Origin of the sequence: Yoonia sp. R2-816 (assembly GCF_046762905.1) — a bacterium.
In the GTDB taxonomy this organism is placed as follows: domain Bacteria; phylum Pseudomonadota; class Alphaproteobacteria; order Rhodobacterales; family Rhodobacteraceae; genus Yoonia.
The window spans coordinates 441,672-466,561 of record NZ_JBKQXN010000311.1; the positions used below are offsets into that span (position 1 = coordinate 441,672).

Consider the following 24,890-nt stretch of genomic DNA (forward strand, 5'->3'; position numbering starts at 1 on the left):
CACCCATGCTCTATTGGCTCACGGCACTCTCTGACGGCGGCGACTTTTTCAACCTCTTTCGCTACATCACCTTCCGGGCGGGTGGAGCTTTCATGACAGCGCTCCTGTTCGGGTTCATCTTCGGGCCACCCCTGATCAACGTGCTGCGGCGCAAACAGGGCAAGGGGCAGCCGATCCGGGGCGACGGGCCCGAAGGGCATTTCGTCAAGGCTGGCACACCGACCATGGGCGGGCTGCTGATTGTGGGGGCGCTGACCACCTCGACGCTTCTTTGGGCGCGGCTTGATAACCCGTTTGTCTGGATGGTGCTGTTTGTCACCCTATCCTTTGCGCTGATCGGCTTTGCCGATGACTACGCCAAGGTCTCCAAGCAGAACACCGCGGGCGTGTCCGGCAAGATACGGATTTTACTGGGTATTTTGATCGCAGGGATCGCGGGATATTGGGCCGCCGCCTATCACCCGGATGATCTGACCAACCAACTGGCGCTACCGGTTTTCAAGGATACGCTGATCAATCTCGGGGTCATGTTCATCCCCTTCGCGATCATCGTGATCGTGGGTGCGGCCAACGCGGTCAACCTGACTGACGGGTTGGACGGGCTTGCCATCATGCCCGTGATGATCGCGGCGGGCGCCTTCGGGATCATCGCCTATGCGGTCGGGCGGACCGACTTTACCCAATATCTTGACGTGCATTACGTGCCCCAAACCGGTGAAATTCTGATCTTTTCCGCCGGGCTGATCGGCGGCGGGCTGGGGTTCCTGTGGTACAACGCGCCGCCTGCGGCGGTGTTCATGGGCGACACTGGGTCACTGGCACTCGGCGGTGCACTGGGGGCAATTGCGGTCGCCACCAAGCACGAGATCGTGCTGGCCATCGTCGGCGGCCTTTTCGTGGTCGAGGCGCTTTCGGTCATCATCCAGGTCCTCTATTTCAAGCGGACGGGCAAGCGGGTCTTCCTGATGGCCCCGATCCACCATCACTACGAGAAAAAAGGCTGGGCGGAGCCACAAATCGTGATCCGGTTCTGGATCATCTCGCTCATCCTCGCGATGATCGGTCTGGCCACGCTCAAGGTGCGGTAACACATCGTAGGGTGGGTAAAACCCACCATCAACGCAAGCACCCCATCTACTCTTCCGGCCCGGCATCGCCGGGCAGCGCCCGGACCTCCCCCATGGGGAGGGCGCTTCGCACCCACCCCGAGGTCCGGGCACTGCCCTTTCCAAGTCGCGGTAAACGTGTAAGCTTGTACCGTTGTTGTTTGAGATATTGATCACATGGATTGGTTAAACGATTTTCTCACTTATGCCGGGACGGAAGCAGGGGAGCGTGCTGTCAATGTCGTTCTCGCCATCCTTGCTGTCATTGGCGCAGTTCTCTTATGGATGTTCGGTATATTCGGTAAACTGTGGGGAACCATCTTTCCCAAACCGAAGCAGGACGAACCGGAAACGCCCCCAACTTACCAGATGACCGAAAACGCCCGTGGCGGATTCGCCGAAGCAAAAGATGCGGGCATCGCCACCGGACAGGTCATGGGCGATCAAACCATCAACTACGGGGCACCAACCGGAGAAATTCGGCTGACTCTGGATCAGCTGACGGCGCAACTCAAAAAAGAACGCGACGAGACCGAAAAGAAACTGCGCACGGCGCATGACGACGAAAAGGCCGCGCTGACACAAAAAATAACCGAACTCGAACGTCGTCTTGCGAATCCCGATCAAGCACTGTCAGAGGCCCGTCAACGCATCGCCGATCTCGAAGCACTCCTCGAACGCTCCAGCGACAACATTGGTGGCGACCGGATCGCTGAAGCCCGCGCAGCACTGGAAAAAGGCGACTACTCTATAGCCGACGACATCTTTGCCGAAATCGAAGCGCGCAACGAATTGGCAGTACAGGAAGCCGCACGCGCCGCCTACGGGCGGGGCGAGATTGCGGAGGCAGAGGTGCGATGGGCTGATGCGGCAGCGCATTATGCCAAAGCAGTGAAACTGGATGAAAATTACGAAACGCTTCGCAAAGCGAGTGAATTTGCAGAACGGTCCGGTGATTTCAACGGCGCCAGCCAATTCAGCAGCCGTCTACTCCTCGTGGCGCGGAAGGGAGACGATCAGCAGCAGCTGTCCACGGCTCTCAATGAACACGCATTGAATCAGAGAGCGCTGGGCTTTTATCAAGAGGCCGAGGGTCTTTTTCGTGACGCGCTGGAGATTGACCGCGCCACGATTGGGGAGAGGCATCCGGACTATGCCACCCGCCTCAACAACCTCGCGGACGTGGTCAAGAACCAAGGGCGGTATGAAGAGGCCGAGGGTCTTTTTCGTGACGCGCTGGAGATTGACCGCGCCACGATTGGGGAGGGGCATCCGGACTATGCCATCCGCCTCAACAACCTCGCGGGCGTCATTGCGGACCAAGGGCGGCATGAAGAGGCGCGAAAACTTTATGAAGAAGCGCTGGCCATTTATAGGAGCACCCTCCCGCCAAACCACCCTTACATCAAAACGACGTTGGACCACATCGCCTCCCTCCCCAAACCTTAACACCGCATTCACACTTCCACCGTCCGCACCCTTAACCCCGCAAATCCCCCTCAAGGGGTCCGACGCAAGTCCGACGCTTTGCCGACGCAAATCCGACAGCCCCTTTTTCGCAAAACCCCAGCATTAACCACGATTCCCGTGATTCGGTGGATCAGGGGTGTTGCGCGGCCTTCTCCGCCCCGCCGAACGTTGCGCCCGCCCGTTGTGCTTGGCCGCAAAATGCGCATTGATGCGCGGGCAATTGGGCTGCCGGAACAGGGGTGCGATGATGATACCAGTGCAGGGATATGCGGGCCAAACCGTGGCCGTTCTGGGCCTTGGCCGGACAGGTCGCGCGGCGGCAGTGGCTTTGCGTGCCGGTGGGGCCGTACCGGTGGTTTGGGACGATAGTGTGCCGGCCCGCGAAGCTGCCGAGCAGGACGGGTTCGACCTGCGCGACCTGACAAAAGCGCAAGCTTTTGAAGATGTTGCGGCCCTGATCGTCAGCCCCGGCATCCCCCATCTTTACCCCGCCCCGCACCCCGTCATCGCGACCGCCATCGATGCAGGCGTACCCGTGGACAACGATATCGGGCTCTTTTTCCGGTCTTTTGCGACCCAGGACTGGGACAGTTTCGACACCACCCCCCGGGTGATCGCGGTGACCGGATCAAACGGCAAATCGACGACCGCAGCGCTGATCCATCACATTCTGGTCGAGAATGGCCGCCCCGCCCAGCTGGCGGGCAATATCGGGCGAGGGGTGTTGGATATTGATCCGGCCCATGATGGCGAGGTTGTTGTGCTGGAATTGTCCTCCTACCAGACCGACCTCGCCCGGGCACTGACCCCGGATGTCGCTGTTTTTACAAACCTTTCTCCTGATCACCTCGACCGGCACGCGGGCCTTGGCGGGTATTTCGCAGCCAAACGCAGGCTCTTTGCTGAAGGCGGGCCGGACCGGGCGGTGATCGGCGTGGACGAGGTCGAGGGCCGCTATCTGGTCAATCAACTGACCGAAAACGCGGAAGATGATCGGGTCATCCGAGTCTCTTCGGGGCAGAAACTGACACGCGGCTGGAGCGTTTTTGCACGCAAAGGGTTCCTGTCAGAATTCCGAAAGGACCGACAGATCGGATCGATAGATTTGCGCGATATCAAGGGGTTGCCGGGCGCGCATAACCACCAGAACGCCTGCGCCGCCTATGCCACCTGCCGAACGCTAGGCCTCGGCCCCAAAGGGATTGAGGCCGCGATGCGCAGCTACCCCGGCCTGCCCCACCGCAGTCAGGTGGTGGCCGAGAAAGACGGGGTGGTCTTTGTCAATGACAGTAAAGCCACCAATGTGGACAGCGCCGCCAAGGCCTTGCAGGCGTTTCCGAAAATTCGATGGATTTGCGGCGGCTTACAGAAAGACGGGGGGCTCGACGGGCTGGTGCCGCATCTGGGCCATGTGGTGAAGGCCTATGTGATCGGGCGCGAGGCGGAAGGGTTCGCGCGGCAACTGACCGGGACAGAGGCGGAGGTCTGTACGACAATGGATGTGGCTGTGGCCAAGGCTGTGGCCGAAGCGAAGCGGGGCGAGGTTGTGCTGTTGGCGCCGGCGGCGGCCTCGTTCGATCAGTATGACAATTTCGAGAAACGCGGCGAGGATTTCGTTGATCGCGTGACAGATGCGACAACGTAAGATGGGTTTAAACCCATCTTACGACTTGGCAATCTCGCGCCCGGCGGCCCAGCCTGACGACCAGGCCCATTGGAAATTGTAACCGCCGAGCCAGCCGGTCACATCCACGCATTCTCCGATAAAATAGAGCCCACGAACCGATTTTGCGCCCATGGTTTTGGAGGAGAGCGCGTCGGTGTCCACGCCCCCCAGCGTGACTTCTGCGGTGCGGTACCCCTCTGATCCGCCGGGTGTCAGCGTCCAGTTTTCCAGCGCGTCGCAAAGGGTTTGCAGCCGCAGATCGCTTTGATCGGCGATGTTGCCTTGGAGGTCCAGTTCATCGCCCAGATGGTCGACCAGTCGTGTCGGCAGGTGCTGGCCCAATACGGTTGTCAGCGCTTTGCGTCCGTCCGCTTGGCGTTGCCTTTGCAACGTGCCCAGAAGGTTCATCTTTGGTGACAGGTTCACACTAATCGTCTCGCCCTCGTGCCAGTATGACGACGCTTGCAGCACCGCAGGGCCGGAGAGGCCGCGATGGGTGAACAGGATCGCCTCATCAAAGCTGGTGCCGTTGGCGGTGACCCGTGCCGAGGTCGCGACACCTGCCAGCGGTTTGAACCTGTCGTCTGAAAAGGTGAGCGGGACAAGGCCGGGGCGCGGCGTGATCACAGGCAGGCCGAACTGCTGGGCAATCTGATAGCCGAGGCCCGTGGCCCCCATTTTCGGGATGGATTTGCCGCCAGAGGCGACGACAAGATTGCGCGCGGTGACTGTTGTTGCGCGCCCATCGCGGCTGAACATGACGCGAAAATTGCTACCATCATGGCTGATCTCGCCCACGTCGGTCTGCAACCAAAGTTGCGCGCCGGCCTTGTCCATTTCCGCCTGCAGCATGGTGATGATGTCGCGGGCTGTGGTGTCGCAGAACAACTGGCCAAGCGTCTTTTCGTGCCAGGGGATGCCGTGTTGTTCGACCAGATCGATGAAATCCCACTGTGTATACCGCCCCAGGGCTGATTTGCAGAAATGCCTGTTCTGGCTGATGAAGTTGGCAGGGCTGGTATGCAGGTTGGTGAAATTGCAGCGCCCGCCGCCGGAGATGCGGATTTTTTCACCCGGGGCCTTTGCATGATCGACGATCAGCGCGCCGGGGCCTGCATGGGCCGCGCACATCATGCCAGCCGCCCCGGCCCCGATGATAAGAGTTTCAACCTTCATCCGGTCCATGTGGCATGGGACAGAAGGGATATCAAATTTCTGGAAATTTGATGCCCCCGGCGGGGATATTTGTGCTCGGAAGAAGCAGAAGGTTTTGGTGGAATCGCGAGAAGTTGCGCGTTAAGGTGCCATCAGACCCGGGACAAACCGGGCAGTAGAGGCAGTTTGGCGGTGATCCATGACGGAAATGGTCTATGGGACGGTCCCGGTATCATCCGGTGACCCGGTTCTTCCCCGGTGGTGGCGGACAATTGATAAATGGACAATGTCCTGCATTCTGATCCTGTTCGGGATTGGTCTGTTGCTGGGTCTTGCGTCATCCCCACCCCTGGCGGCCAAGAACGGGCTGGAGCCGTTTCATTATGTGACCCGTCAGGCGATCTTTGGTGCCATGGCGATGGTGGTGATGTTCATCATTTCGATGATGTCACCCAAACTTGTCCGCCGTCTGGCCGTGTTGGGCTTTATCGCGGCCTTCGCGGCCCTTGCCATGCTGCCAGTTTTGGGCACGGATTTCGGCAAAGGGGCGGTGCGCTGGTATTCACTGGGTTTTGCGTCGTTGCAACCGTCTGAATTCCTCAAGCCCGGATTCATCGTCATGGCTGCCTGGTTACTCGCCGCGAGCCAGCAAATCGGTGGCCCGCCGGGCAAATCATACTCATTTGTGCTGACCATGGTGATTGTCCTGATGTTGGCGATGCAGCCGGATTTCGGGCAGGCGGCCCTGATCCTGTTTGCCTGGGGCGTGATGTATTTCGTGGCCGGGGCCCCGATGCTGATCCTGTGCATGCTCGCCGGTTTGGTGGTATTTGCTGGAACTGTCGCCTATTCCAATTCCGAACATTTCGCCCGGCGGATTGACGGGTTTCTGTCCCCCGATGTCGATCCGACCACCCAGCTGGGTTATGCCACCAATGCCATCCGCGAAGGTGGCTTCTTTGGCGTTGGTGTGGGCGAGGGGCAGGTGAAATGGTCGCTGCCCGATGCCCATACCGATTTCATCATTGCTGTCGCGGCAGAGGAATATGGGTTGATTTGCGTGCTGGTGATCATCGCTCTTTATACGGTGATTGTTGTCCGATCCCTGCTGCGCCTGATGAAGGAACGTGACCCGTTTATCCGTCTGGCGGGCACGGGACTGGCCTGTGCCTTTGGCGTGCAGGCGATGATCAATATGGGGGTCGCGGTCCGCCTGTTACCGGCCAAGGGCATGACATTGCCATTTGTGTCCTATGGCGGATCCTCCCTGATTGCCGGTGGCATTGCCGTGGGGATGTTGCTTGCCTTTACCCGGACCCGCCCACAGGGCGAGATGGAGGATATCCTTTTGCGCAGGGCCAATCGATGAAATCTCCGCTGCTGGTGATTGCCGCCGGGGGCACTGGCGGGCATATGTTTCCCGCACAGGCCCTGGCCGAGGCGATGCTGGACAAGGGTTGGCGGGTGAAACTGTCCACCGATGCGCGCGGTGCGCGTTATACAGGCGGGTTCCCGGACGCAGTAGAGATCAATGTCGTCGGCAGCGCGACTTTTGCGCGCGGCGGCATTTTGCAAAAGCTGCTGGTCCCGTTCCGCATTCTGGGCGGCATCGCCGCGGCCAAATGGCGGATGCTGCGCGACCGGCCGAGCGTTGTCGTGGGCTTTGGCGGCTATCCGGCGATCCCGGCGATGGCGGTAGCCTGGGCCTTGCGTGTCCCCCGCATGATCCATGAACAGAATGGCGTCCTTGGCCGGGTTAATCAGCTTTTTGCCCGCCGTGTCGATGCGGTGGCCTGCGGGACCTGGCCCACGGAATTACCCGCAGGTGTTGAGGGTGTGCATACCGGTAACCCAGTCCGCGCGGCCATTCTGGAACGCGAGGGTGCCCCCTACATTCCGCCCGGCGATTATCCGATGTCCATTCTGGTTCTCGGCGGCAGCCAGGGTGCGCGGATCCTGTCGGATATCGTGCCGCCCGCCATTGCAGGCCTGCCCGAACATCTGCGCCGCAACATCCGGGTCAGCCAGCAGGCTCGGGAAGAGGATCTGGCCCGGGTGACGGATTATTATGAAAGCGAGTTGCTGACGGCGGATGTGCAGACATTCTTTCACGATGTGCCGGGGCGGATGGCAGATGCGCAATTGGTCATCGCAAGATCCGGTGCATCGACCGTGGCGGATGTGAGCATCATCGGCCGCCCCGCGATCTGGGTGCCGCTGGCCAGCGCGATCCGGGATGAACAGACAGCGAATGCCCGCCAACTGGTTGAGGCGGGGGCGGCGATCATGATGCCTGAGACGATGTTTGAGGTGAACACATTGCGCGACCAGATTGCGCTGGTCTTTGAAAACAGCGATGGGGCGATGAAAATGGCGCAGGCTGCCCGCGCCTGTGGCGTGCCGGATGCGACGGAACGCCTTGTGCAATTGGTGGAAAATCTGGCAGAGGGACGCGAAACATGATGGACGGGAACCCGGTAATGAACGCAGCAACAAAACTGCCCCTTGATGTGGGTCCGATCCATTTCGTGGGCATCGGCGGCATTGGCATGTCCGGTATCGCCGAGGTGCTCTTGAACCATGGCTATCAGGTGCAAGGGTCCGATCTGAAATCGTCCAAGATCACCGACCGGCTGAAAGCGCTGGGCGCTGTGATCTATGAAGGACAGCGTGCCGAGAACCTTGAAGGGGCCGAGGTTGTCGTGATCTCATCCGCCATCAAACCGGGCAACCCAGAACTGGACGAGGCGCGTGCCAAAGGTCTGCCGGTTGTGCGCCGGGCCGAAATGCTGGCTGAACTGATGCGTCTGAAATCCAACGTTGCCGTGGCCGGCACCCATGGCAAGACCACGACAACCACGATGGTGGCCGCGCTTCTGGACGAAGGCGGGATCGACCCAACCGTGATCAATGGCGGCATCATTCACGCCTATGGCTCCAACGCGCGCATGGGGCAGGGCGAATGGATGGTGGTCGAGGCCGATGAAAGCGATGGCACGTTCAACCGCTTGCCAGCGACGATCGCTATCGTGACCAATATCGACCCCGAGCATATGGAGCATTGGGGCACGGAAGAGGCGCTGCATCAGGGCTTCTACGATTTCGTGTCGAACATCCCATTTTACGGGCTGGCCGTGTGCTGCACCGATGACGCGGATGTCCAGTCGCTGGTCGGCAAGATCACTGACCGGCGGGTCGTCACTTTTGGGTTCAACGCGCAGGCCGATGTGCGCGCGATCAACCTGACCTATAAGTCAGGCGTGGCCCATTTCGACATCGCCCTGCAGAATGAAGACGCTGTGATCGAAGGTTGCGAATTGCCGATGCCGGGGGACCATAACGTGTCCAACGCCTTGTCCGCTGTGGCGGTCGCCCGCCATCTGGGCATGAAGAAGGAAGAGATCAAAGCGGCCCTAAAGGGCTTTGGCGGCGTCAACCGGCGCTTTACCAAGGTCGGCGAAGTGGATGGCGTCACGATCATAGATGATTACGGCCACCATCCGGTTGAGATTGCCGCCGTGCTGAAAGCGGCCCGGCAGGCGAGCGAAGGTCGGGTGATCGCCGTGCATCAGCCGCATCGCTATACCCGTCTGTCGCATCATTTCGATGAATTCTGCGCCTGTTTCAACGACGCCGACGTGGTGGGGATATCCGAAGTCTTTGCGGCTGGCGAAGAGCCCATCGAGGGCGCGAGCCACGCTGATTTGGTCGCAGGTCTGATCCGACACGGCCACCGGCATGCGCGGATCGTGGAATCCGAGGATGATCTGGTGCGGATCATCCGCGAGCAGGCCAGGCCAGGCGATATGGTTGTCTGCCTCGGGGCGGGGACAATCAGCGCCTGGGCGAATGCGCTGCCGGAGCGGTTGAAGGGGTAACGGCTTGGATGTAGCGGAGGTTCATGACAGAGACTCTTTGCTTAGCTATCTAGAGTCATTGCCCACAGTTGAACGACGGGCTACGGGCCTTCGTAGCGCATTTAGTGCTGGAATTCAGGTGGCTCCGCTTGTTTTGGCGCCGCAAGATCTGGAAATATCATCTGTAAGACACGATTGGCGCTCGGTTGCAGTATTTGGTGCACTTGCAACTGTGGGCTCGTGGCTAGAAAAATCTGGTGCGGCTGTACCAAATAGAATTACCGTTCATAATCATTTTGTGCAGGGTATTGGACCTGACGACGCGCAGATTGATGCTGCTTATGCGGTCTCAAATTTGGTCAACGCCTACTTCTCATCGCCCCCAGACTTCGCGTCGGATGCTTCGGCCGCAGTTGCTGATGCAGCGTCTGCAGCGCAAGCGTGGGATTTCGATCTTTGGCCAGAAGTAAGGTTCCAGCTCAAACATGGAGGGTCAATTTGGAAAGATAAAATCCCTCATAGCTTTCAGCAGGTTTGGCAGAAAGGGCAGTCAGGTCTGATGAGCGGATACAGCTGGGAAGATCACGCGACAAGCCACCCCGATTCTCTCAATTGGTCGGAAGAAGATCAAATGATCTGGGTTCATTGGTACAATCGTATTTTGCTGGGTCAGAACTGGCATCCAGAGTTAATGGAACCCTTGCTAAGAAAAATCAGACTTCAGGATTGGATTAGAGGTGCTTCCCACATCAATCCCATGTTTTTCGACATCGTAAAAATATATCTTAACGAAGTAAGTCTGGACCTGCACCCCAAGTTAGCTCAGGCTTATCCTGTCGACTTCACCTTCGATACGCTCCAGCGCGTCATGCGTATGATTGGCATCGACGACAATATGAGGCACCTACGTGATCCGTCGATTGTGCAAGCATTTCTTGATGACGCCGAGCAATTGCGTGACGATTTCAAAGACTTCGTTGATTATGCCAGTGAACTTGCGCCTGGTGGCAATTATGCAGGCGTGCTGCGGCGTGCTTCTGAAAAAGTCATCAGGGAGTTTGAACGGGTTGAAAATCAGACTCATCTGCGTGCCGAACGGTTGGTTCAGTTGGGTGGCGAATTGGAGCTTTTCGCAAGTAGTGAAAAGGGGCGCGATGATCTGGGTGATCCACTGGCTACGGTGTTAGACACACGTATCGATGCGCTGAAACAGTTGTGTCGCAAGCATTTTGGGCCAAGCTATCAGACCCTCGCACCGCTCGCGGAACTTAGCGTTGACCAAGTCGATCAGGAAGGCGTCTTGCATGTTCTTGATGAGGCGATCCGCTTTATCGAAACGCTGCCGAAGGGTGATTTTCAGCCGCTAGATCATGAAGGTTTGCTGGTTCTGAACGATATGCGGGATGAATTGCGGACCTATCGCGCCGCGATTGCTGAGGCGTCCAGTGATGATTTTCGCGAATTGCTAGAGGATCGTTTTGCGCAAAGCGCCGGATCACTGGGGTTGAGCCTTTTGCGGTTTGGGCAGAAGTCGAAAGGGGCGCTCGATCGCGCTGGACAAGGTGTCGATGTGGCAATCCAAACCCATGGAAGGCTGGAAGGCTTGGGGGACATAATTAGAGCTTTGAAAGTAGCCTTCCTCAGCGGCGGCGGCTGACGCCGGGATTGATTTCCCTCGTCGTTGCCTAACTTTGTTTCAGTGGTATTCTTTCCTTGTTTAATGGAAATCGGACATGACGTTACCTGCCATCCTCGCCTTCTTCTGGGTCTTTGCCGCCACCATCGTGGCGCTGTTGCCGATGAAGCATCAGTATAAGCCGGGTTTGACCTTGCTGATTGCTGCCCCGTTTCTGATTGTCTGGATCGGCTATGCGCATGGCTGGATTTTCGGTGTCCTGGGGCTGCTGGCCTTTGCGTCCATGTTCCGCAATCCGCTGATCTATCTTTACAAACGGGCCCGTGGTGAGCGGCCGGAGATCCCGAAATGATGGCGCCGATCCTGGCGATTTGCCTGTGGATCGTCGTGGCCTTTGTGATGGCCTTGATCCCCTCCAATGACAATCACTGGCGGCGGGCCTATGTTCTGATGGCGATCGGGGCACCAATGCTGGTCTGGCTGATCTGGAGCGGTGCCATGATATATGCTGTCATTTTTCTGATCGTTGCAGCATCGGTGTTGCGCTGGCCGCTGATCTATCTTTATCGCTGGCTGCGTCGCCAGTTTCAGCGCTGATGATGCAGACATTTGCCATTCTGGGTGTCATGTGCGCCTGCGCGCTGATCGCCTTTATGGGGCTGGCGCGATTGGTGCGCGGGGGGCAGTCCGGGTTAGCGCTAAGCATCATCTCGGGGCTGGGTGCGGTGCTGACGATCCTGATCTATGCCGCCGGGCGACCCTTTGGGATTGACCCGGTGATCGCCATGGGTGGCGCGTTGCTGTTTGTTTTGCCAACGCTGGTCGGGGCAGGGGCAGGGGCGCTGCTTGGGTGGATGCTGCGTCGCAAGGATGATCGGCGGATTTAGGAGTGCTTCACAAAGTACTTGAACACTGTTCATGATTTTGCTATGAAATGAACAATGCTCATAAATGGAGACGAATCATGACTGGTGAAGAATTCCTGATTTTTGCTGTTCCTGTTGGTGCTTTTCTGGCGGCGGGCGCAGCGACCTATTTCGCCGCCAAGGCACGCAGCGCACCGATCCTGACACTGCTGGGCCTGCTTTGGGCAGGGTTTACAGGTACGATGTTTTTTGGAATGGAACAGGCCAGCGGCTGGGACGGCTTTGGTTACGTTATTGCGCTGGCCTTTTTGGCGGCACCCGCCGGTGCAGGACTTGGATTGGGTGGCCTTGTTGGATGGCTGCGTGGCAGAAGGATGATACATGCTTGACCTCCCCCCGGTGCGCGGCACCCTGACCGCGCATCGCCCGTTGGCGGAACTCACATGGATGCGGGTCGGTGGACCCGCTGAAATGCTGTTTCAGCCCGCCGATGTTGATGATCTTTCGCAGTTCCTCGCGGCGCTTGATCCGGCGGTGCCGGTGTTTCCGATGGGGGTGGGCAGTAACTTGATTGTCCGCGACGGGGGAATTGGCGGTGTCGTCATTCGTCTTGGGCGCGGGTTTAATGGAATCAGCATTGAGGGTGGTATTGTCACCGCTGGCGCGGCTGCGCTTGACGCCCATGTTGCGCGCAAGGCCGCCGAGGCAGGGCTGGACCTGACATTTCTGCGCACGATTCCCGGCACGATTGGCGGTGCTGTGCGGATGAATGCGGGGTGTTACGGGACTTACGTGGCCGATGTTTTAACATCGGCAACCCTGGTGCTGCGGGATGGCACGGTAACCCAGGTGGCGACCGACGCCCTGAAACTCGCCTATCGTCAAAGCGTCATCCCTGACGGTGCCGTGATCGTGCAGGCCCGGTTCACCCCGCCAGCAGGCGATCCCGAGGCTTTGGCGCAGCAAATGCAGGACCAGTTGGCCAAGCGCGACGAAACCCAGCCGACCAAGGATCGCACTGCCGGATCGACCTTTCGCAATCCGGCGGGCTTTTCCTCGACCGGGCAAGCGGATGATGTTCATGATCTGAAGGCGTGGAAGGTGATTGATCAGGCGGGGATGCGCGGGGCGACGCTGGGCGGGGCCGTCATGAACACCAAACACCCTAACTTTCTGACCAATACTGGTGACGCGACCGCCGCCGATCTGGAGGATTTGGGCGAAGAGGTGCGGAAAAAGGTTTACGCATCCCAAGGGATTGAGCTACAATGGGAAATCATGCGGGTCGGTAACCGGTTAGGTGAAGATACCGCAAAACAACTGGCCAAAAACGGCCTGATCCGAGGCAAGGATCGATATAATTGACGGGTCGCCAAAGACCCGCGAAAGAGGCGGTAGGGTATGTCGAGCAGGGCAAACCCGAAAGTTGTTGTCCTGATGGGCGGTCCGTCGGCGGAACGTGAGGTTTCGTTGAGTACGGGCCGCGAATGCGCAGCAGCTTTACGGGAGGCAGAATGCGAAGTGATCGAGGTCGACGCGGGCCGCGACGTTTCTGCACGCCTGATCGAAATTGCCCCTGATGTCGTTTTTAATGCACTTCATGGTCCGGGTGGCGAAGATGGCGTCATTCAGGGTGTTCTGGAGTGGCTGAAGATTCCTTACACGCATTCCGGCGTGCTGGGCTCTGCCCTGGCGCTGGATAAGGAACGCACCAAGGACCTTTACCGCAAGGAAGGTCTGCCAGTCGTGGAGAGCATTCTGGCGGCTGCTGTCGATGTGCGTGCCGCCCATGTCATGCCACCGCCTTATGTGGTGAAGCCCTACAATGAAGGCTCAAGCGTGGGCATCTACATTGTGCATGAGGATGCAAATGGCCCGCCACAACTGGCCGATGACATGCCCGACCAGGTCATGGTCGAGGCTTATGCGCCGGGGCGAGAGCTGACAACGACCGTCATGGGTGACCGCGCTCTTACCGTGACCGACATCATCACTGACGGGTGGTATGATTATCATGCGAAATATGCGCCGGGCGGATCCCGCCACGTGCTACCTGCTGATGTTCCCGTCAAGATTTTCGATGCCTGCATGGATTACGCCCTGCGCGCCCATCGCGTGCTGGGTTGCCGCGGGATCAGCCGCACCGATTTTCGCTGGGATGAAGCCCGCGGTCTGGATGGTCTGATCCTGCTCGAAACCAATACCCAGCCGGGTATGACGCCCACATCACTCACCCCCGAACAGGCGGCACATGTGGGCGTCACCTTTCCCCAGCTATGCCGCTGGCTGGTGGAGGATGCGTCATGCGATCGCTGATACGCCGCAAGCCTGCTACGACGCCGCGCGATCCCGCGCCGTCCAAGCTGACCTATCGCTATCAGCGTCTGATGCTGACGCCGGGCTTCCGGGCCAGCGTGCGCATTGGTGTGCCGATCCTGCTGATTGCGGCCATCGCCACATCGTTCTTTTCCAAGCCCGAAAACCGCGAGATGCTGAACACCCGGATTGCCGACGCAAAGCAAAGCTTTCAGACCCGCCCGCAATTCATGGTGCAGGCGATTGCCATTACCGGTGCCGATGATGCGCTGACCGCGCAGGTCGATGCGGCCTTGCCGGTGACCTTTCCGGTCTCTTCTTTCGATCTGGATCTTGAGGCGATGCGCCGCACGGTCGAGGCGCTTGACGCGGTCAAATCAGCCAGCGTCAAGGTTGGGCAAGGCGGTGCGTTGGAAGTGGCGGTGGACCCGCGCGTGCCGGTGGCCCTGTGGCGTGACGGCACAACATTGCGCCTGATTGATGCCGATGGTGTGGAATCAGGCACTGTGCCGACCCGTGCTGACCGGTTGGATTTGCCGCTGATCGCCGGCGATGGCGCCGAACAGAATATCGCCGAGGCGCTGGCGCTTTATGCCGGGGCCGGTCCTTTGCGTGACCGCGTCCGTGGCGTCGTGCGCATGGGTGAACGGCGCTGGGATATCGTGCTGGATCGCGACCAGCGCATCCTGTTGCCCGATGACGGGGCCGTTCCCGCGTTCGAGCGGATCATCGCATTGAACGAAGCGCAGGACATGCTGGCGCGTGATGTGGTCGTGGTGGACATGCGCAATGCGCAGCGCCCGACACTAAGGATGAATGCAGAAGCTGCGGCGGCCCTGCGCCGCGTCAGCGAAATAACACCAAACGATGGGGCAGGCGACTAATGGGCGATCTTTACGACAGTCAGCGGGCGATGCGGCAGATGCGCAAGGCGGCGATGCAGCGGGGTGTTGTGGCCATTCTGGACGTGGGCACATCCAAGATCGCCTGTCTGGTGTTGCGCTTTGACGGGCCGGAGCGGTTTCGCAGTGTCGATGGTGTGGGCTCCATGGCGGGCCAGTCACAGTTTCGGGTGATCGGTGCGGCGACAACCCGGTCGCGTGGCGTGCGCTTTGGCGAAGTCGACGCGATGCAGGAAACCGAACGCGCCATTCGCACGGCTGTGCAGGCGGCCCAGAAAATGGCCAATGTCCGTGTCGATCATGTGATCGCTTGTTTATCAGGCGCGCGACCCCGGTCTTACGGTCTGGAAGGCGCGCTCGATGTGGCGGGCGGCATGGTGACCGAGCAGGATATCAGTCAGGTCATGGCCAGCTGCGACGTGCCGGATTATGGCGCGGATCGCGAGGTGCTGCATGCGCAGCCAGTCAATTTTGCACTGGATCACCGGTCAGGTCTTGCTGATCCGCGCGGGCAGATTGGCCATCAGCTGACCACGGATATGCATATGCTCACGGTCGATGCGACCGCCGTTCAGAACCTGTTTTACTGTATCAAGCGCTGCGATCTTGAACTCGCCGGGCTGGCGTCGTCGGCCTATGTGTCGGGCATGTCATCGCTGGTCGAGGACGAACAGGAACTGGGCGCGGCCTGTATCGACCTTGGCGGCGGATCAACCGGCATTTCGGTCTTTATGAAGAAACACATGATCTATGCCGATGCCGTGCGTATGGGTGGTGAACATGTGACCAGCGATATCTCCATGGGGCTGCAGATTCCGGCGGCGACAGCCGAACGGATCAAGACATTCTATGGCGGCGTTGTTGCCACCGGCATGGATGATCGCGAGATGATCGAAATCGGCGGCGACACCGGCGATTGGGAACATGACCGGCGGACGGTCAGCCGGGCCGAACTGATCGGCATTATGCGCCCCCGGGTCGAGGAAATTCTGGAAGAGGTGCGCAGCTGTCTGGATGCGGCAGGTTTTGAGCATTTGCCAAGCCAGCAGATCGTGCTGACCGGCGGCGGTAGCCAGATCCCCGGCCTTGATGGTTTGGCCAGCAAAATTCTGGGCCAGCAGGTGCGCTTGGGCCGCCCATTGCGGGTGCAAGGCTTGCCGCAAGCCGCTATCGGGCCTGCATTTTCCAGTGCGGTTGGCCTCTCGCTCTTTGCGGCGAATCCACAGGATGAATGGTGGGATTTCGAAATTCCGGCCGACAGATATCCGGCCAGATCGCTGAAACGGGCGGTAAAATGGTTCAAGGACAACTGGTGATACGCAACATCTTGCCGATTGGCCGAGATCAAGCGGAAAAGTCAGAGTTTTTGTCCAGATTTGGTGGCGATTTTGTGTTTTTGTCGTGACCTTTCGGCATCACAGCGTTAAAGTCGACGCAATAATCAGCAGGCGCTCGTGGGCACGGGCAAAAAAACAGGCGGATCGAGTTATGACATTGAATCTTTCCCTTCCGGGGCATGAAGAACTGAAGCCACGCATCACCGTGTTCGGCGTCGGTGGTGCAGGCGGCAATGCGGTCAACAATATGATCGAGCAGGAGCTTGACGGGACCGAGTTTGTCGTGGCCAACACCGATGCGCAGGCGCTGCAGCAATCGCGCGCCTCGGCCAAGATCCAGATGGGCCTGAAAGTCACCGAAGGTTTGGGGGCGGGGGCCCGCGCGACCGTGGGTGCAGCAGCCGCCGAAGAAAGCATTGAACAGATTGTCGATCATCTGGCTGGCGCACATATGTGTTTTATCACCGCCGGTATGGGTGGTGGCACCGGGACAGGGGCCGCGCCGATCATTGCCCAAGCTGCCCGTGAATTGGGCGTGCTGACTGTCGGTGTTGTGACCAAGCCGTTTCAGTTTGAAGGCGGCAAGCGGATGCAGCAGGCCGATGCAGGCATCGAAGCCCTGCAAAAGGTTGTTGATACGCTGATCATCATCCCGAACCAGAACCTGTTCCGTCTGGCCAATGAAAACACAACCTTTACCGAAGCCTTCGCGATGGCGGATGATGTGCTTTATCAGGGTGTGAAGGGTGTGACTGACCTGATGGTGCGTCCCGGCCTGATCAACCTCGACTTTGCCGATGTGCGCGCCGTAATGGACGAAATGGGCAAGGCGATGATGGGGACCGGTGAAGCCGATGGCGAGAACCGGGCCATCCAGGCGGCTGAAAAGGCCATTGCCAACCCGCTTCTGGACGAGATTTCGCTGGAAGGCGCGAAGGGCGTTCTGATCAACATTACGGGGGGTTACGACCTGACCTTGTTCGAACTGGACGAGGCTGCGAACAAGATCCGCGAAAAAGTTGATTCAGAGGCGAATATCATCGTCGGTTCGACTCTTGATACCAATATGGAAGGCAAGATGCGGGTGTCCGTTGTGGCCACCGGGATCGATGCCGCCGTCAGCCATGCCGACCAACCATTGCCGCGCCGGTCCATGGCCGCCCCGCTGGCCCAACCCGCAGAAGCCCCCGCACCTCAGCCGGTTGAAGAAGCACCAGCCGTGGCCGCCGTTGCGGAAACCGAACAGCAGCCATCCTTTGCCGAACTCGATGTGCCGCGTGCCGAACCTACACCGCGCCCTGCCGCGTCCCAGCAGCGTCAGCCTGAACCACAGGTCGCACAGCAGGCACAGGCAGACGATGATCTGCCGCCGCCTGCCTATAAACCACGCCCGTCCCCGCAACTGACAGAGGCGGAAACCTTTGTCGCCCCACGCGCAGCGGCACCCGGCACCCCGACGCCCGAAGCACTGGCGCGCCTGCAGGCCGCCGTCGCCCGTGCGCCCGGTCAGCAGACCAACCAGTCGGCACAGCAGCAGCGTCCGCAGCAGGCGGCCACGCCCACAGCGCAAGAGGGTGAAAAGCCACGGTTTGGGATCAATTCCCTGATCAACCGTATGGCCGGCGCGCAGGCCGAAGGCGCCGCCCAGCAACCGGCGCGCACGCAGCCGCAGGTCACCGCGATCCGGCAAGAGCCAGAGCAAACCGAGGATCAGGATCGAATCGAGATTCCGGCCTTTCTGCGTCGTCAGGCCAACTAGGGCGTGCTTTTTTGCAACAAATGACGTCAGGTTGAAATCACAAGAAAGGCCGCCATTTGGTGGCCTTTTTCTTTTATAAACATAGGCTTGCTGCGCCTGCCACATTGTTGCCACAAAATCGCCCGCCGATGTTTCAGACCGTTGTAAAGAGTGAGTTGAGACATCGCCCCCCGCACTCTACTTCATGGCCAGCAAGAAATACGCCATAAGGGCCTCACCCCCGTGCAAACGACACTGAACACTGACGTGACCTTTGACGGCACCGGACTTCATTCCGGTGCACCGGTGCGCATTGTTGTGCGTCCGGCGGCTGCGTCGACAGGTATCGTGTTTCGCCGTACGGATCTGACGGGGCGTCCTGAGCTGCGGGCGACATGGGACAATGTGATCGTGTCGCCGCTGAATACGCGCCTGACCAATGCCGATGGCGTCACGGTTTCCACTATCGAACATCTGATGGCCGCCCTTGCCGGGTGCGGCGTGCATAACGCCCTGATCGAGATTGACGGCCCGGAAGTGCCTATTCTGGATGGTAGCGCCTCTGCCTTTGTGCGTGGTTTTGTGAAGGTCGGGCTGACCCGGCTGTCGGCCCCGTTGCGCGCGATTGAAGTCCTCAAGGAAATCACAGTGACCGATGGTCGGGCCCGGGCGACGCTTTCACCGGCAACGACCCTGCAGATTGATTTCGAAATTGAATTCACGGATGAGGCGATTGGCCGACAGCAAAAGACGCTGAATTTGGCCAATGGGACATTCGTGCGCGAACTTTGTGACAGCCGCACTTTCTGCCGGTCTTCGGATGTAGATGCGATGCGCGCCAATGGGCTGGCCCTGGGCGGCACCATGGATAATGCTGTTGTCGTCGATGGTGACAAGGTGCTCAGCCCCGGTGGCCTGCGCCACGCGGACGAGGCTGTGCGCCACAAGATGCTGGATGCGCTGGGTGATCTGTACACGGCCGGTGCACCAATCCTGGGCCGTTACACCGGTGCCCGGTCCGGTCACGCCATGACCAACAAGCTGTTGCGTGCCCTGTTCGCGGATCCAGACGCATGGCGCTGGGTGAATTGTGACGCCAAAATCGCCGCTCGTCTGCCCGGCGTGGGCGTCAGCATGGCCGATCTTCACGCGGTTGCATAACAACACCTTCAGATAGTTGATCGAACTGCGGTGCAAAAGGCATTTTGCCCCCGATTTTTCTATGCTAGACCGAAACCCAACCATGGGCCAATGCGCCCCAATTCCGAGCGACCACAGCGTGGGGACAACAATAATGTCAGGCAGGTCCAGCAAGACACGCGCGCGTATTGGCGCGGTTTTCGCCTTGGCGCTATTGGTGGCTTGCGGCACCTCTAACGAAGTCCCGCTGGAAAACCTGACCGCCCAGCAGATCTTTGAACGCGGCGAACGGCAGCTTGAAAACGGCCAGCCCGACGACGCTGCGTTTTCATTTGGTGAGATTGAGCGGCTTTACCCCTATTCCGAATACGCCCAACGCGCGTTGATCATGCAGGCCTTTGCCTATCACCGCGACGGCGATTATCCCAACAGCCGCGCCGCTGCACAGCGTTATCTGGATTTCTACCCGGCGGAAGAGGATGCGCCTTACGCTGCTTATCTGCTGGCCCTGTCCTATTATGACCAGATCGACGAAGTTGGCCGCGATCAGGGGCTGACATTCCAGGCTTTGCAGGCCTTGCGGCAGGTGATTGAGGTTTATCCAGACAGCGAATATGCCCGCACATCGGTGCTGAAATTCGATCTCGCCTTTGATCATCTGGCGGCCAAGGAAATGGAAATAGGCCGCTACTACCTCAAGCGCGGCCATTACGCTGCTGCGGCCAACCGGTTCCGCACGGTGGTCGAGGATTTCCAGACCACTACCCACACCGCCGAAGCGCTGCACAGGCTTGTGGAAAGCTACATGGCGCTTGGACTGCTGGATGAGGCGCAGACAGCGGGTGCCATTCTTGGTCTGAATTACCGGTCGAGCCAATGGTACGAATCCAGCTTTGCGCTGTTGAACGGCCGAGGTTTGCCGCCTGAAGTGGCGGGTGACAATTGGCTGGCATCAATCTACCGGCAGGTGGTGCGCGGTGAATGGCTGTAGGCATGGTGGCCTAGGGCCGATCCCGGGGGGCGCGACATGCTACGCGGCCTAGACATACGCGACATGCTGATCATCGACCGGCTGGAAATCGCGTTTCAGCCCGGCCTCAACGTGCTGACAGGCGAAACCGGTGCCGGTAAATCCATCCTGCTTGATGCGTTGGGCTTCGTGCTTGGCTGGCGTGGCCGGGCCGAATTGGTCCGCCAAGGCGCCGATCAGGGTGAAGTCACAGCGTGGTTCGACCTGCCCCCCGACCATCCGGCCCACGCGGTATTGGAAGAGGCGGGGATCACTGCCGAAGACGAGCTGATCCTGCGCCGCATCAATACCAAGGATGGGCGCAAGACGGCTTGGGTCAATGATCGCCGTGTCAGTGGTGAGGTGTTGCGCGCCCTGTCCGATACGCTGGTCGAATTGCACGGACAGCACGATGATCGCGGGCTGCTGAACCCGCGCGGTCATCGGCAAATGCTGGATGCGTTCGCCGGTCTGGAAAACGACCTCGCCAAAACACGCGATAGCTGGCGCACACTGGGCCAGGCGCGCAAGGCTCTGGCCGCAACCGAAGTAAAAATAGCCGAAGCCAAAGCAGAAGAGGATTATCTGCGCCACGCGGTGGCGGAGCTTGATGCCCTCTCTCCTGAAGCGGGGGAAGAGGCCGCACTTGATACGCAACGTCGCCTGATGCAAGCCGCTGAAAAAATCCGTGCTGATATCGGCAAGGCTGGTGAGGCGCTAGGTTTGCAAGGAGCAGAGGGGCTGGTCACCGACGCTTCGCGCTGGTTGCAAGCCGTCGCCGACAAGGCGGAGGGGCGTCTGGATGCACCACTCGCCGCGATTGAACAGGCCATGCTGGCGTTGGACGAAGCCCAGCAAGGTGTGGCGGATTGCCTTGATGCGTTATCCTTCAACACGTCAGAGCTGGAAGATGTCGAAGAACGTTTGTTCGCGATCCGAGGTCTTGCGCGCAAACATGGGGTTCTGGCCGATGATCTGCGTGCGTTTGCGGATGACCTGCGCGCCCGGCTTGCCGTATTGGATGACAGCGCCGGTGATCTGAAATCCCTGACTATGGCTGTTGAGGCGGCGCAGGCCGACTATGATACCAATGCCCTGCGCCTGACCCAGAAGCGCGCAAAGGCCGCCAAGGCATTGGACAAGGCAATGGCGGCAGAGCTTGCGCCGCTGAAAATGGAACGGGCCGTTTTTGCGACAAGCATGACCGCAGCCGAACCGGGGCCGGAGGGTGCTGATGCAGTCGCATTTACCGTTGCGACCAACCCAGGCGCGCCTGCGGGACCGTTGAACAAGATCGCATCGGGTGGTGAGTTGAGCCGGTTCCTGCTGGCGCTGAAGGTCTGCCTGACCGACGCCGCGCAAGGTCTGACCATGATTTTTGACGAGATTGACCGTGGCGTGGGTGGGGCGACCGCAGATGCAGTCGGCCGCCGGTTGGCCGATCTTGCGAAGGGCGGGCAGGTGCTGGTCGTCACCCATTCCCCGCAGGTGGCGGCCCTGGGTGGGCATCACTGGCGGGTGGAGAAACGACAGGACAAGGATGCAACCACATCAACGGTTGTGGCGCTTGATCAGACCGCGCGGGTTGATGAAATTGCGCGGATGTTGTCAGGGGATCGCGTGACTGACGCCGCGCGCGAGGCCGCGCGTGTGTTGATTGATCTGTAGGAAAATAATTGGGGGCGACAACAACGCAGCTTCCCTTTCGGTCGTCTTACGTTGATGTCGCCCCCGGAACATACGGGTTACCCAACCCACTCGTAACAGTGTACGCTTTGGCCACTCACCTCCGCCACGCACGTCTTGAAATGTGTCGTGAAAGGACCCGCAAACGTTTCCTTCCTTTAAACTTGGGCAGATTCTCGCCGATATGTGGAACCGAACCCAGACACTCGTTACCTACACAAGATCTAATCGATCTCATGAAGAAGAATTAGCAGAGTTTCACGGAAGGCATCAACCTATCCCAAAGTATGTCAATAATACTGACATAAACACTTTAAGTTGATTTTCGTATACGAAAAAGTTAACCGAGAGAGCATTATTTTATCCCCTCGGTCTTGCTGAGACCCCTCCCAAAGCCATTTTTTATACAATATTTGCAATCTGTTCTGGTCAAGCTTTCATCCGTATGCTGCCGTATTCCAATTGGTTAACATTTTTGCGCTCCCGATGGCGTGTTAACGTTTGGGTTGAGTCTGTGACCTTCCGTAAACTCGAACTTCAAACCAGCACCGCATCACGGAATTCTAATTTGTGTTATTTTTGCACCGGCGAAAATACGCCGACAAATCGATGAGGCGAAACAGCGAATCGAGGACTGCTTTTCCAAGTGTGGACCTGTTCTGGGCAAAGTCTTCTTGACAGGAAAAACACCCGAGTCGGAAAAGCCGGTTATGGTCCCGAAACCATCTTGGACCGCCCCCGACGATCCCCTACAACAGAAGGATGTTTGATGTGTGGTGCCAGTCAAGGCTTGCCCGCAGCGTCGTTCTGTTGGCGGCCAAAGTGCCAATCGGACCATATAACCGCCAAGAGGCACGATGGGTAAATCGATAAAGGGACTGATCGAGCAGGGGGCGACGGACCTGAAAGGCGTCTGCCGCGACGGTCTGCACGTGATGAAGACACGTGGCCCTAGCCAGGTTCAGTTCTGGTTTATCGCCTTGGCGATCGGCATCGCCGCTGGCGTGGCGGCATTGCTGTTTCGTCTGGGGATCGAGGCGGCGCAATCATTTCTTTATGGCACTGATGATCCGACCTATCTGGCGAGTTTCGCCGCAGGTCTGGCTTGGTATCAGATCCTCCTGATCCCGATCATTGGTGGCCTCTGCGTTGGCATCATTCTGGACCGGTTTACAGATGACGGTCGCGTCCGTTCTGTCGCTGATGTCATCGAAGGTGCGGCGCTGAACGAAGGCCGGGTTGAGGTGCGGCGCGGTCTGGCCTCTGCTGCTGCGTCGTTGATCACATTGTCATCTGGCGGGTCCAGCGGACGGGAAGGGCCGGTGGTGCATCTGGCGGCGGTGATTTCGACCGCTGTCTGCCGACTAATCCGGGCCAATGGGATTACCGGGCGCGACCTGTTGGGATGCGCTGTGGCGGCGGCTGTATCCGCTAGCTTCAACGCGCCAATCGCGGGGGCTCTGTTCGCGCTTGAGGTCGTGTTGCGTCATTTCGCGCTCCATGCCTTTGCCCCTATTGTGATTGCATCGGTTGCCGGCACGGTGATCAACCGGCTGGCCTTTGGCGATGTGACCGAATTCATGCTGACGGGCAAAAACGCCCTTGAATTCTACGTCGAACTGCCCGCGTTCCTGCTACTGGGTGTGGTCTGCGGCCTCGTTGCGGTGCTGTTGATGAAAGCGATTTTCTGGGCAGAGGATTTTGCCGGTTTCCTGCAAGCCAGAACCGGATTGCCCCGGTTTTTGCGACCGGCTGTGGCAGGCGCGCTTTTAGGTTTGCTGGCCATCTGGTGGCCGCACATCATCGGCGTCGGGTATGAGACGACTTCAGCAGCGCTGACAGGCGAATTGTTGGCCCATGAGGCGATTGTCTTCGTCGTGCTCAAAGTCATCGCGGTGGCGATCACCATGGGGGGACGCATGGGTGGCGGGGTGTTTTCGCCGTCGCTCATGGTGGGTGCGTTGACCGGGCTGGCCTTTGGCATCATCGCCACGTCGCTTTTTCCCAATGTGTCCGGGGAGGGCACATTGTACGCTCTGGCTGGCATGGGGGCGGTCGCCGCCGCTGTTTTGGGGGCACCCATATCAACCACGCTGATCGTGTTCGAACTGACCGGCGACTGGCAGACGGGTCTGGCGGTCATGGTGTCGGTTTCGCTGTCCACGGCCCTGTCATCGCGGCTGGTGGATCGCTCTTTCTTTCTAACCCAGCTCGAGCGGCGCAATATCCATCTGGCCGCAGGTCCGCAGGCCTATCTGCTGGCGACCTTCAAGGTTGCCACAGTCATGCGCAAGACCGGCACGCCGGATGCGGCACCGGAGGAGGCGTGTTGGGATCTGGTCAGTGAGGGCGTCTATACCGACGGGAATGCAACGCTGGAGCAGGCCATGCCGATCTTTGAACAATCCGGCAAAACGTTCATCCCCGTCGTCACATTAGGGGGTGAGGAAAGTCCGCCAGAGCTGTGGGGGGCCTTGTTTCAGGTTGATGCACTGAAGGCGATGAACCGGGCGCTGGCCGAAACGGCGGCAGAAGAACACGCCTGAGGCACCAAAATTTTCCAGAAAATTTTGGGTTACAAAGATTTTCGCGAAAATCTTTCCTCCCAGCCGCGCTCACACTTCTTCAATAGCCACCTTGGACGGGTAGAACGCCAGATGGTCTTTGATCGCCGCCACGCCATCATGCGGGTCCTCATAGGACCAGACCGCGTCCTTGATCAATCCGCTTTTGGCCGCGATGGAGTAATAGCTGGCCACACCTTTATGTGGGCAGGTTGATGTGGTGTCGCTGGGCTCAAGAAAGGCCATGGCGATGTCGGCCCGCGGGAAATAGATGACCGATGGGTAATCCCCTTCCGTCAATTCCAGCGCATTGCTGCTTTCACCCAGCACCGCGCCGCCAGCGCGAACCGTCCAGTTGCCTTTGGCTGGTCTGATCTTGATATGGTCCGCCATGGCTGGTCCTCCCTCTGAAATCACACATCCCGCCGGGGTATCTGACGCC

22 protein-coding genes are annotated in these 24,890 nt (G+C 59.0%); 20 read left to right on the forward strand and 2 right to left on the reverse strand.

Annotated elements, in window-relative coordinates:
* The first annotated feature begins 5 nt into the window (after positions 1-5).
* From mraY to murD, 3 genes are all read left to right on the forward strand, one after another.
* Entirely contained in the window at positions 6-1,088 is a 1,083-nt protein-coding gene (gene mraY / locus ACFWW2_RS20015; protein ID WP_393931067.1) for a phospho-N-acetylmuramoyl-pentapeptide-transferase, read from the forward strand.
* A gap of 195 nt (positions 1,089-1,283) precedes the next feature.
* The gene (locus ACFWW2_RS20020) at positions 1,284-2,555 is read left to right on the forward strand and encodes a tetratricopeptide repeat protein (protein ID WP_393931069.1); all 1,272 of its coding nucleotides are present in this window, start codon (positions 1,284-1,286) and stop codon (positions 2,553-2,555) included.
* 268 nt (positions 2,556-2,823) lie between these two features.
* Positions 2,824-4,221 (forward strand): UDP-N-acetylmuramoyl-L-alanine--D-glutamate ligase, encoded by a 1,398-nt coding sequence (gene murD / locus ACFWW2_RS20025; RefSeq protein WP_393931071.1) that lies wholly within the window; start codon positions 2,824-2,826, stop codon positions 4,219-4,221.
* 18 nt (positions 4,222-4,239) lie between these two features.
* On the opposite strand, the gene ACFWW2_RS20030 is transcribed toward murD, so the two are convergent.
* Positions 4,240-5,418, reverse strand: coding sequence for an NAD(P)/FAD-dependent oxidoreductase (locus ACFWW2_RS20030; protein WP_393931073.1), 1,179 nt, complete (start codon positions 5,416-5,418; stop codon positions 4,240-4,242).
* A 178-nt stretch (positions 5,419-5,596) separates the two neighbouring features.
* Between ACFWW2_RS20030 and ftsW the strand changes: the two genes are divergently transcribed.
* The 17 genes from ftsW to ACFWW2_RS20115 all read left to right on the forward strand — a co-directional run bounded on the left by ftsW (position 5,597) and on the right by ACFWW2_RS20115 (position 24,430).
* Positions 5,597-6,766 carry a putative lipid II flippase FtsW gene (gene ftsW / locus ACFWW2_RS20035; protein ID WP_393931075.1) on the forward strand — a complete coding sequence of 390 codons (1,170 nt, stop codon included), beginning with the start codon at positions 5,597-5,599 and terminating at the stop codon, positions 6,764-6,766.
* On the forward strand, positions 6,763-7,860 hold the full coding sequence (locus ACFWW2_RS20040) for a UDP-N-acetylglucosamine--N-acetylmuramyl-(pentapeptide) pyrophosphoryl-undecaprenol N-acetylglucosamine transferase (protein WP_393931077.1): 1,098 nt from the start codon (positions 6,763-6,765) through the stop codon (positions 7,858-7,860). The genes ftsW and ACFWW2_RS20040 overlap by 4 nt, the downstream gene beginning before the upstream one ends.
* A 17-nt stretch (positions 7,861-7,877) precedes the next feature.
* Complete coding sequence (gene murC, locus ACFWW2_RS20045; protein ID WP_393931079.1) at positions 7,878-9,275, forward strand: UDP-N-acetylmuramate--L-alanine ligase; 1,398 nt, start codon at positions 7,878-7,880, stop codon at positions 9,273-9,275.
* A gap of 58 nt (positions 9,276-9,333) precedes the next feature.
* The gene (locus ACFWW2_RS20050) at positions 9,334-10,911 is read left to right on the forward strand and encodes a hypothetical protein (RefSeq protein ID WP_393931081.1); all 1,578 of its coding nucleotides are present in this window, start codon (positions 9,334-9,336) and stop codon (positions 10,909-10,911) included.
* A 76-nt stretch (positions 10,912-10,987) separates the two neighbouring features.
* Positions 10,988-11,242 (forward strand): DUF2484 family protein, encoded by a 255-nt coding sequence (locus tag ACFWW2_RS20055; protein WP_393931083.1) that lies wholly within the window; start codon positions 10,988-10,990, stop codon positions 11,240-11,242.
* Positions 11,239-11,487, forward strand: a complete 249-nt coding sequence (locus tag ACFWW2_RS20060; RefSeq protein ID WP_393931085.1) for a DUF2484 family protein — start codon at positions 11,239-11,241, stop codon at positions 11,485-11,487. The genes ACFWW2_RS20055 and ACFWW2_RS20060 overlap by 4 nt, the downstream gene beginning before the upstream one ends.
* Positions 11,487-11,777 carry a UDP-N-acetylmuramate--alanine ligase gene (locus ACFWW2_RS20065; RefSeq protein ID WP_393931087.1) on the forward strand — a complete coding sequence of 97 codons (291 nt, stop codon included), beginning with the start codon at positions 11,487-11,489 and terminating at the stop codon, positions 11,775-11,777. Before ACFWW2_RS20060 ends, ACFWW2_RS20065 begins: the two co-directional genes overlap by 1 nt.
* Before the next feature lie 77 nt (positions 11,778-11,854).
* Positions 11,855-12,145: a hypothetical protein gene (locus ACFWW2_RS20070; RefSeq protein ID WP_393931089.1), complete on the forward strand. Its 291-nt coding sequence runs from the start codon at positions 11,855-11,857 to the stop codon at positions 12,143-12,145.
* Entirely contained in the window at positions 12,138-13,121 is a 984-nt protein-coding gene (gene murB, locus ACFWW2_RS20075) for a UDP-N-acetylmuramate dehydrogenase (RefSeq protein ID WP_393931091.1), read from the forward strand. The genes ACFWW2_RS20070 and murB overlap by 8 nt, the downstream gene beginning before the upstream one ends.
* A 36-nt stretch (positions 13,122-13,157) precedes the next feature.
* Positions 13,158-14,072 (forward strand): D-alanine--D-alanine ligase, encoded by a 915-nt coding sequence (locus tag ACFWW2_RS20080; protein ID WP_393931093.1) that lies wholly within the window; start codon positions 13,158-13,160, stop codon positions 14,070-14,072.
* Positions 14,060-14,956 (forward strand): cell division protein FtsQ/DivIB, encoded by an 897-nt coding sequence (locus tag ACFWW2_RS20085; RefSeq protein ID WP_393931095.1) that lies wholly within the window; start codon positions 14,060-14,062, stop codon positions 14,954-14,956. Before ACFWW2_RS20080 ends, ACFWW2_RS20085 begins: the two co-directional genes overlap by 13 nt.
* Complete coding sequence (gene ftsA, locus ACFWW2_RS20090; protein ID WP_393931097.1) at positions 14,956-16,290, forward strand: cell division protein FtsA; 1,335 nt, start codon at positions 14,956-14,958, stop codon at positions 16,288-16,290. The genes ACFWW2_RS20085 and ftsA overlap by 1 nt, the downstream gene beginning before the upstream one ends.
* A gap of 172 nt (positions 16,291-16,462) precedes the next feature.
* On the forward strand, positions 16,463-18,070 hold the full coding sequence (gene ftsZ / locus ACFWW2_RS20095) for a cell division protein FtsZ (protein ID WP_393931099.1): 1,608 nt from the start codon (positions 16,463-16,465) through the stop codon (positions 18,068-18,070).
* A 222-nt stretch (positions 18,071-18,292) separates the two neighbouring features.
* Positions 18,293-19,210, forward strand: a complete 918-nt coding sequence (gene lpxC / locus ACFWW2_RS20100; protein WP_393931101.1) for a UDP-3-O-acyl-N-acetylglucosamine deacetylase — start codon at positions 18,293-18,295, stop codon at positions 19,208-19,210.
* Positions 19,211-19,343: 133 nt separating this feature from the next.
* Entirely contained in the window at positions 19,344-20,180 is an 837-nt protein-coding gene (locus tag ACFWW2_RS20105) for an outer membrane protein assembly factor BamD (RefSeq protein ID WP_393931103.1), read from the forward strand.
* A 36-nt stretch (positions 20,181-20,216) separates the two neighbouring features.
* Positions 20,217-21,866, forward strand: a complete 1,650-nt coding sequence (recN, locus tag ACFWW2_RS20110; RefSeq protein WP_393931105.1) for a DNA repair protein RecN — start codon at positions 20,217-20,219, stop codon at positions 21,864-21,866.
* A gap of 953 nt (positions 21,867-22,819) precedes the next feature.
* On the forward strand, positions 22,820-24,430 hold the full coding sequence (locus tag ACFWW2_RS20115) for a chloride channel protein (RefSeq protein ID WP_393931474.1): 1,611 nt from the start codon (positions 22,820-22,822) through the stop codon (positions 24,428-24,430).
* Between the two features lie 69 nt (positions 24,431-24,499).
* On the opposite strand, the gene ACFWW2_RS20120 is transcribed toward ACFWW2_RS20115, so the two are convergent.
* Complete coding sequence (locus ACFWW2_RS20120; protein ID WP_393931107.1) at positions 24,500-24,841, reverse strand: DUF427 domain-containing protein; 342 nt, start codon at positions 24,839-24,841, stop codon at positions 24,500-24,502.
* Positions 24,842-24,890 lie beyond the last annotated feature (49 nt).

Excerpts from the sequence above, each read along its gene's own strand:
- ACFWW2_RS20055 (WP_393931083.1), top strand. The coding sequence starts at position 10,988 with ATGACGTTACCTGCCATCCTCGCCTTCTTCTGGGTCTTTGCCGCCACC.
- ACFWW2_RS20030 (WP_393931073.1), bottom strand. The coding sequence starts at position 5,418 with ATGAAGGTTGAAACTCTTATCATCGGGGCCGGGGCGGCTGGCATGATG.
- ACFWW2_RS20120 (WP_393931107.1), bottom strand. The coding sequence starts at position 24,841 with ATGGCGGACCATATCAAGATCAGACCAGCCAAAGGCAACTGGACGGTT.
- murB (WP_393931091.1), top strand. The coding sequence starts at position 12,138 with ATGCTTGACCTCCCCCCGGTGCGCGGCACCCTGACCGCGCATCGCCCG.
- ACFWW2_RS20040 (WP_393931077.1), top strand. The coding sequence starts at position 6,763 with ATGAAATCTCCGCTGCTGGTGATTGCCGCCGGGGGCACTGGCGGGCAT.
- ACFWW2_RS20080 (WP_393931093.1), top strand. The coding sequence starts at position 13,158 with ATGTCGAGCAGGGCAAACCCGAAAGTTGTTGTCCTGATGGGCGGTCCG.
- recN (WP_393931105.1), top strand. The coding sequence starts at position 20,217 with ATGCTACGCGGCCTAGACATACGCGACATGCTGATCATCGACCGGCTG.
- murC (WP_393931079.1), top strand. The coding sequence starts at position 7,878 with ATGAACGCAGCAACAAAACTGCCCCTTGATGTGGGTCCGATCCATTTC.
- ACFWW2_RS20060 (WP_393931085.1), top strand. The coding sequence starts at position 11,239 with ATGATGGCGCCGATCCTGGCGATTTGCCTGTGGATCGTCGTGGCCTTT.
- ftsZ (WP_393931099.1), top strand. The coding sequence starts at position 16,463 with ATGACATTGAATCTTTCCCTTCCGGGGCATGAAGAACTGAAGCCACGC.
- murD (WP_393931071.1), top strand. The coding sequence starts at position 2,824 with ATGATACCAGTGCAGGGATATGCGGGCCAAACCGTGGCCGTTCTGGGC.
- mraY (WP_393931067.1), top strand. The coding sequence starts at position 6 with ATGCTCTATTGGCTCACGGCACTCTCTGACGGCGGCGACTTTTTCAAC.
- ftsW (WP_393931075.1), top strand. The coding sequence starts at position 5,597 with ATGACGGAAATGGTCTATGGGACGGTCCCGGTATCATCCGGTGACCCG.
- ACFWW2_RS20115 (WP_393931474.1), top strand. The coding sequence starts at position 22,820 with ATGAAGACACGTGGCCCTAGCCAGGTTCAGTTCTGGTTTATCGCCTTG.
- ACFWW2_RS20065 (WP_393931087.1), top strand. The coding sequence starts at position 11,487 with ATGATGCAGACATTTGCCATTCTGGGTGTCATGTGCGCCTGCGCGCTG.
- ACFWW2_RS20105 (WP_393931103.1), top strand. The coding sequence starts at position 19,344 with ATGTCAGGCAGGTCCAGCAAGACACGCGCGCGTATTGGCGCGGTTTTC.
- ftsA (WP_393931097.1), top strand. The coding sequence starts at position 14,956 with ATGGGCGATCTTTACGACAGTCAGCGGGCGATGCGGCAGATGCGCAAG.
- ACFWW2_RS20085 (WP_393931095.1), top strand. The coding sequence starts at position 14,060 with ATGCGATCGCTGATACGCCGCAAGCCTGCTACGACGCCGCGCGATCCC.
- ACFWW2_RS20070 (WP_393931089.1), top strand. The coding sequence starts at position 11,855 with ATGACTGGTGAAGAATTCCTGATTTTTGCTGTTCCTGTTGGTGCTTTT.
- ACFWW2_RS20020 (WP_393931069.1), top strand. The coding sequence starts at position 1,284 with ATGGATTGGTTAAACGATTTTCTCACTTATGCCGGGACGGAAGCAGGG.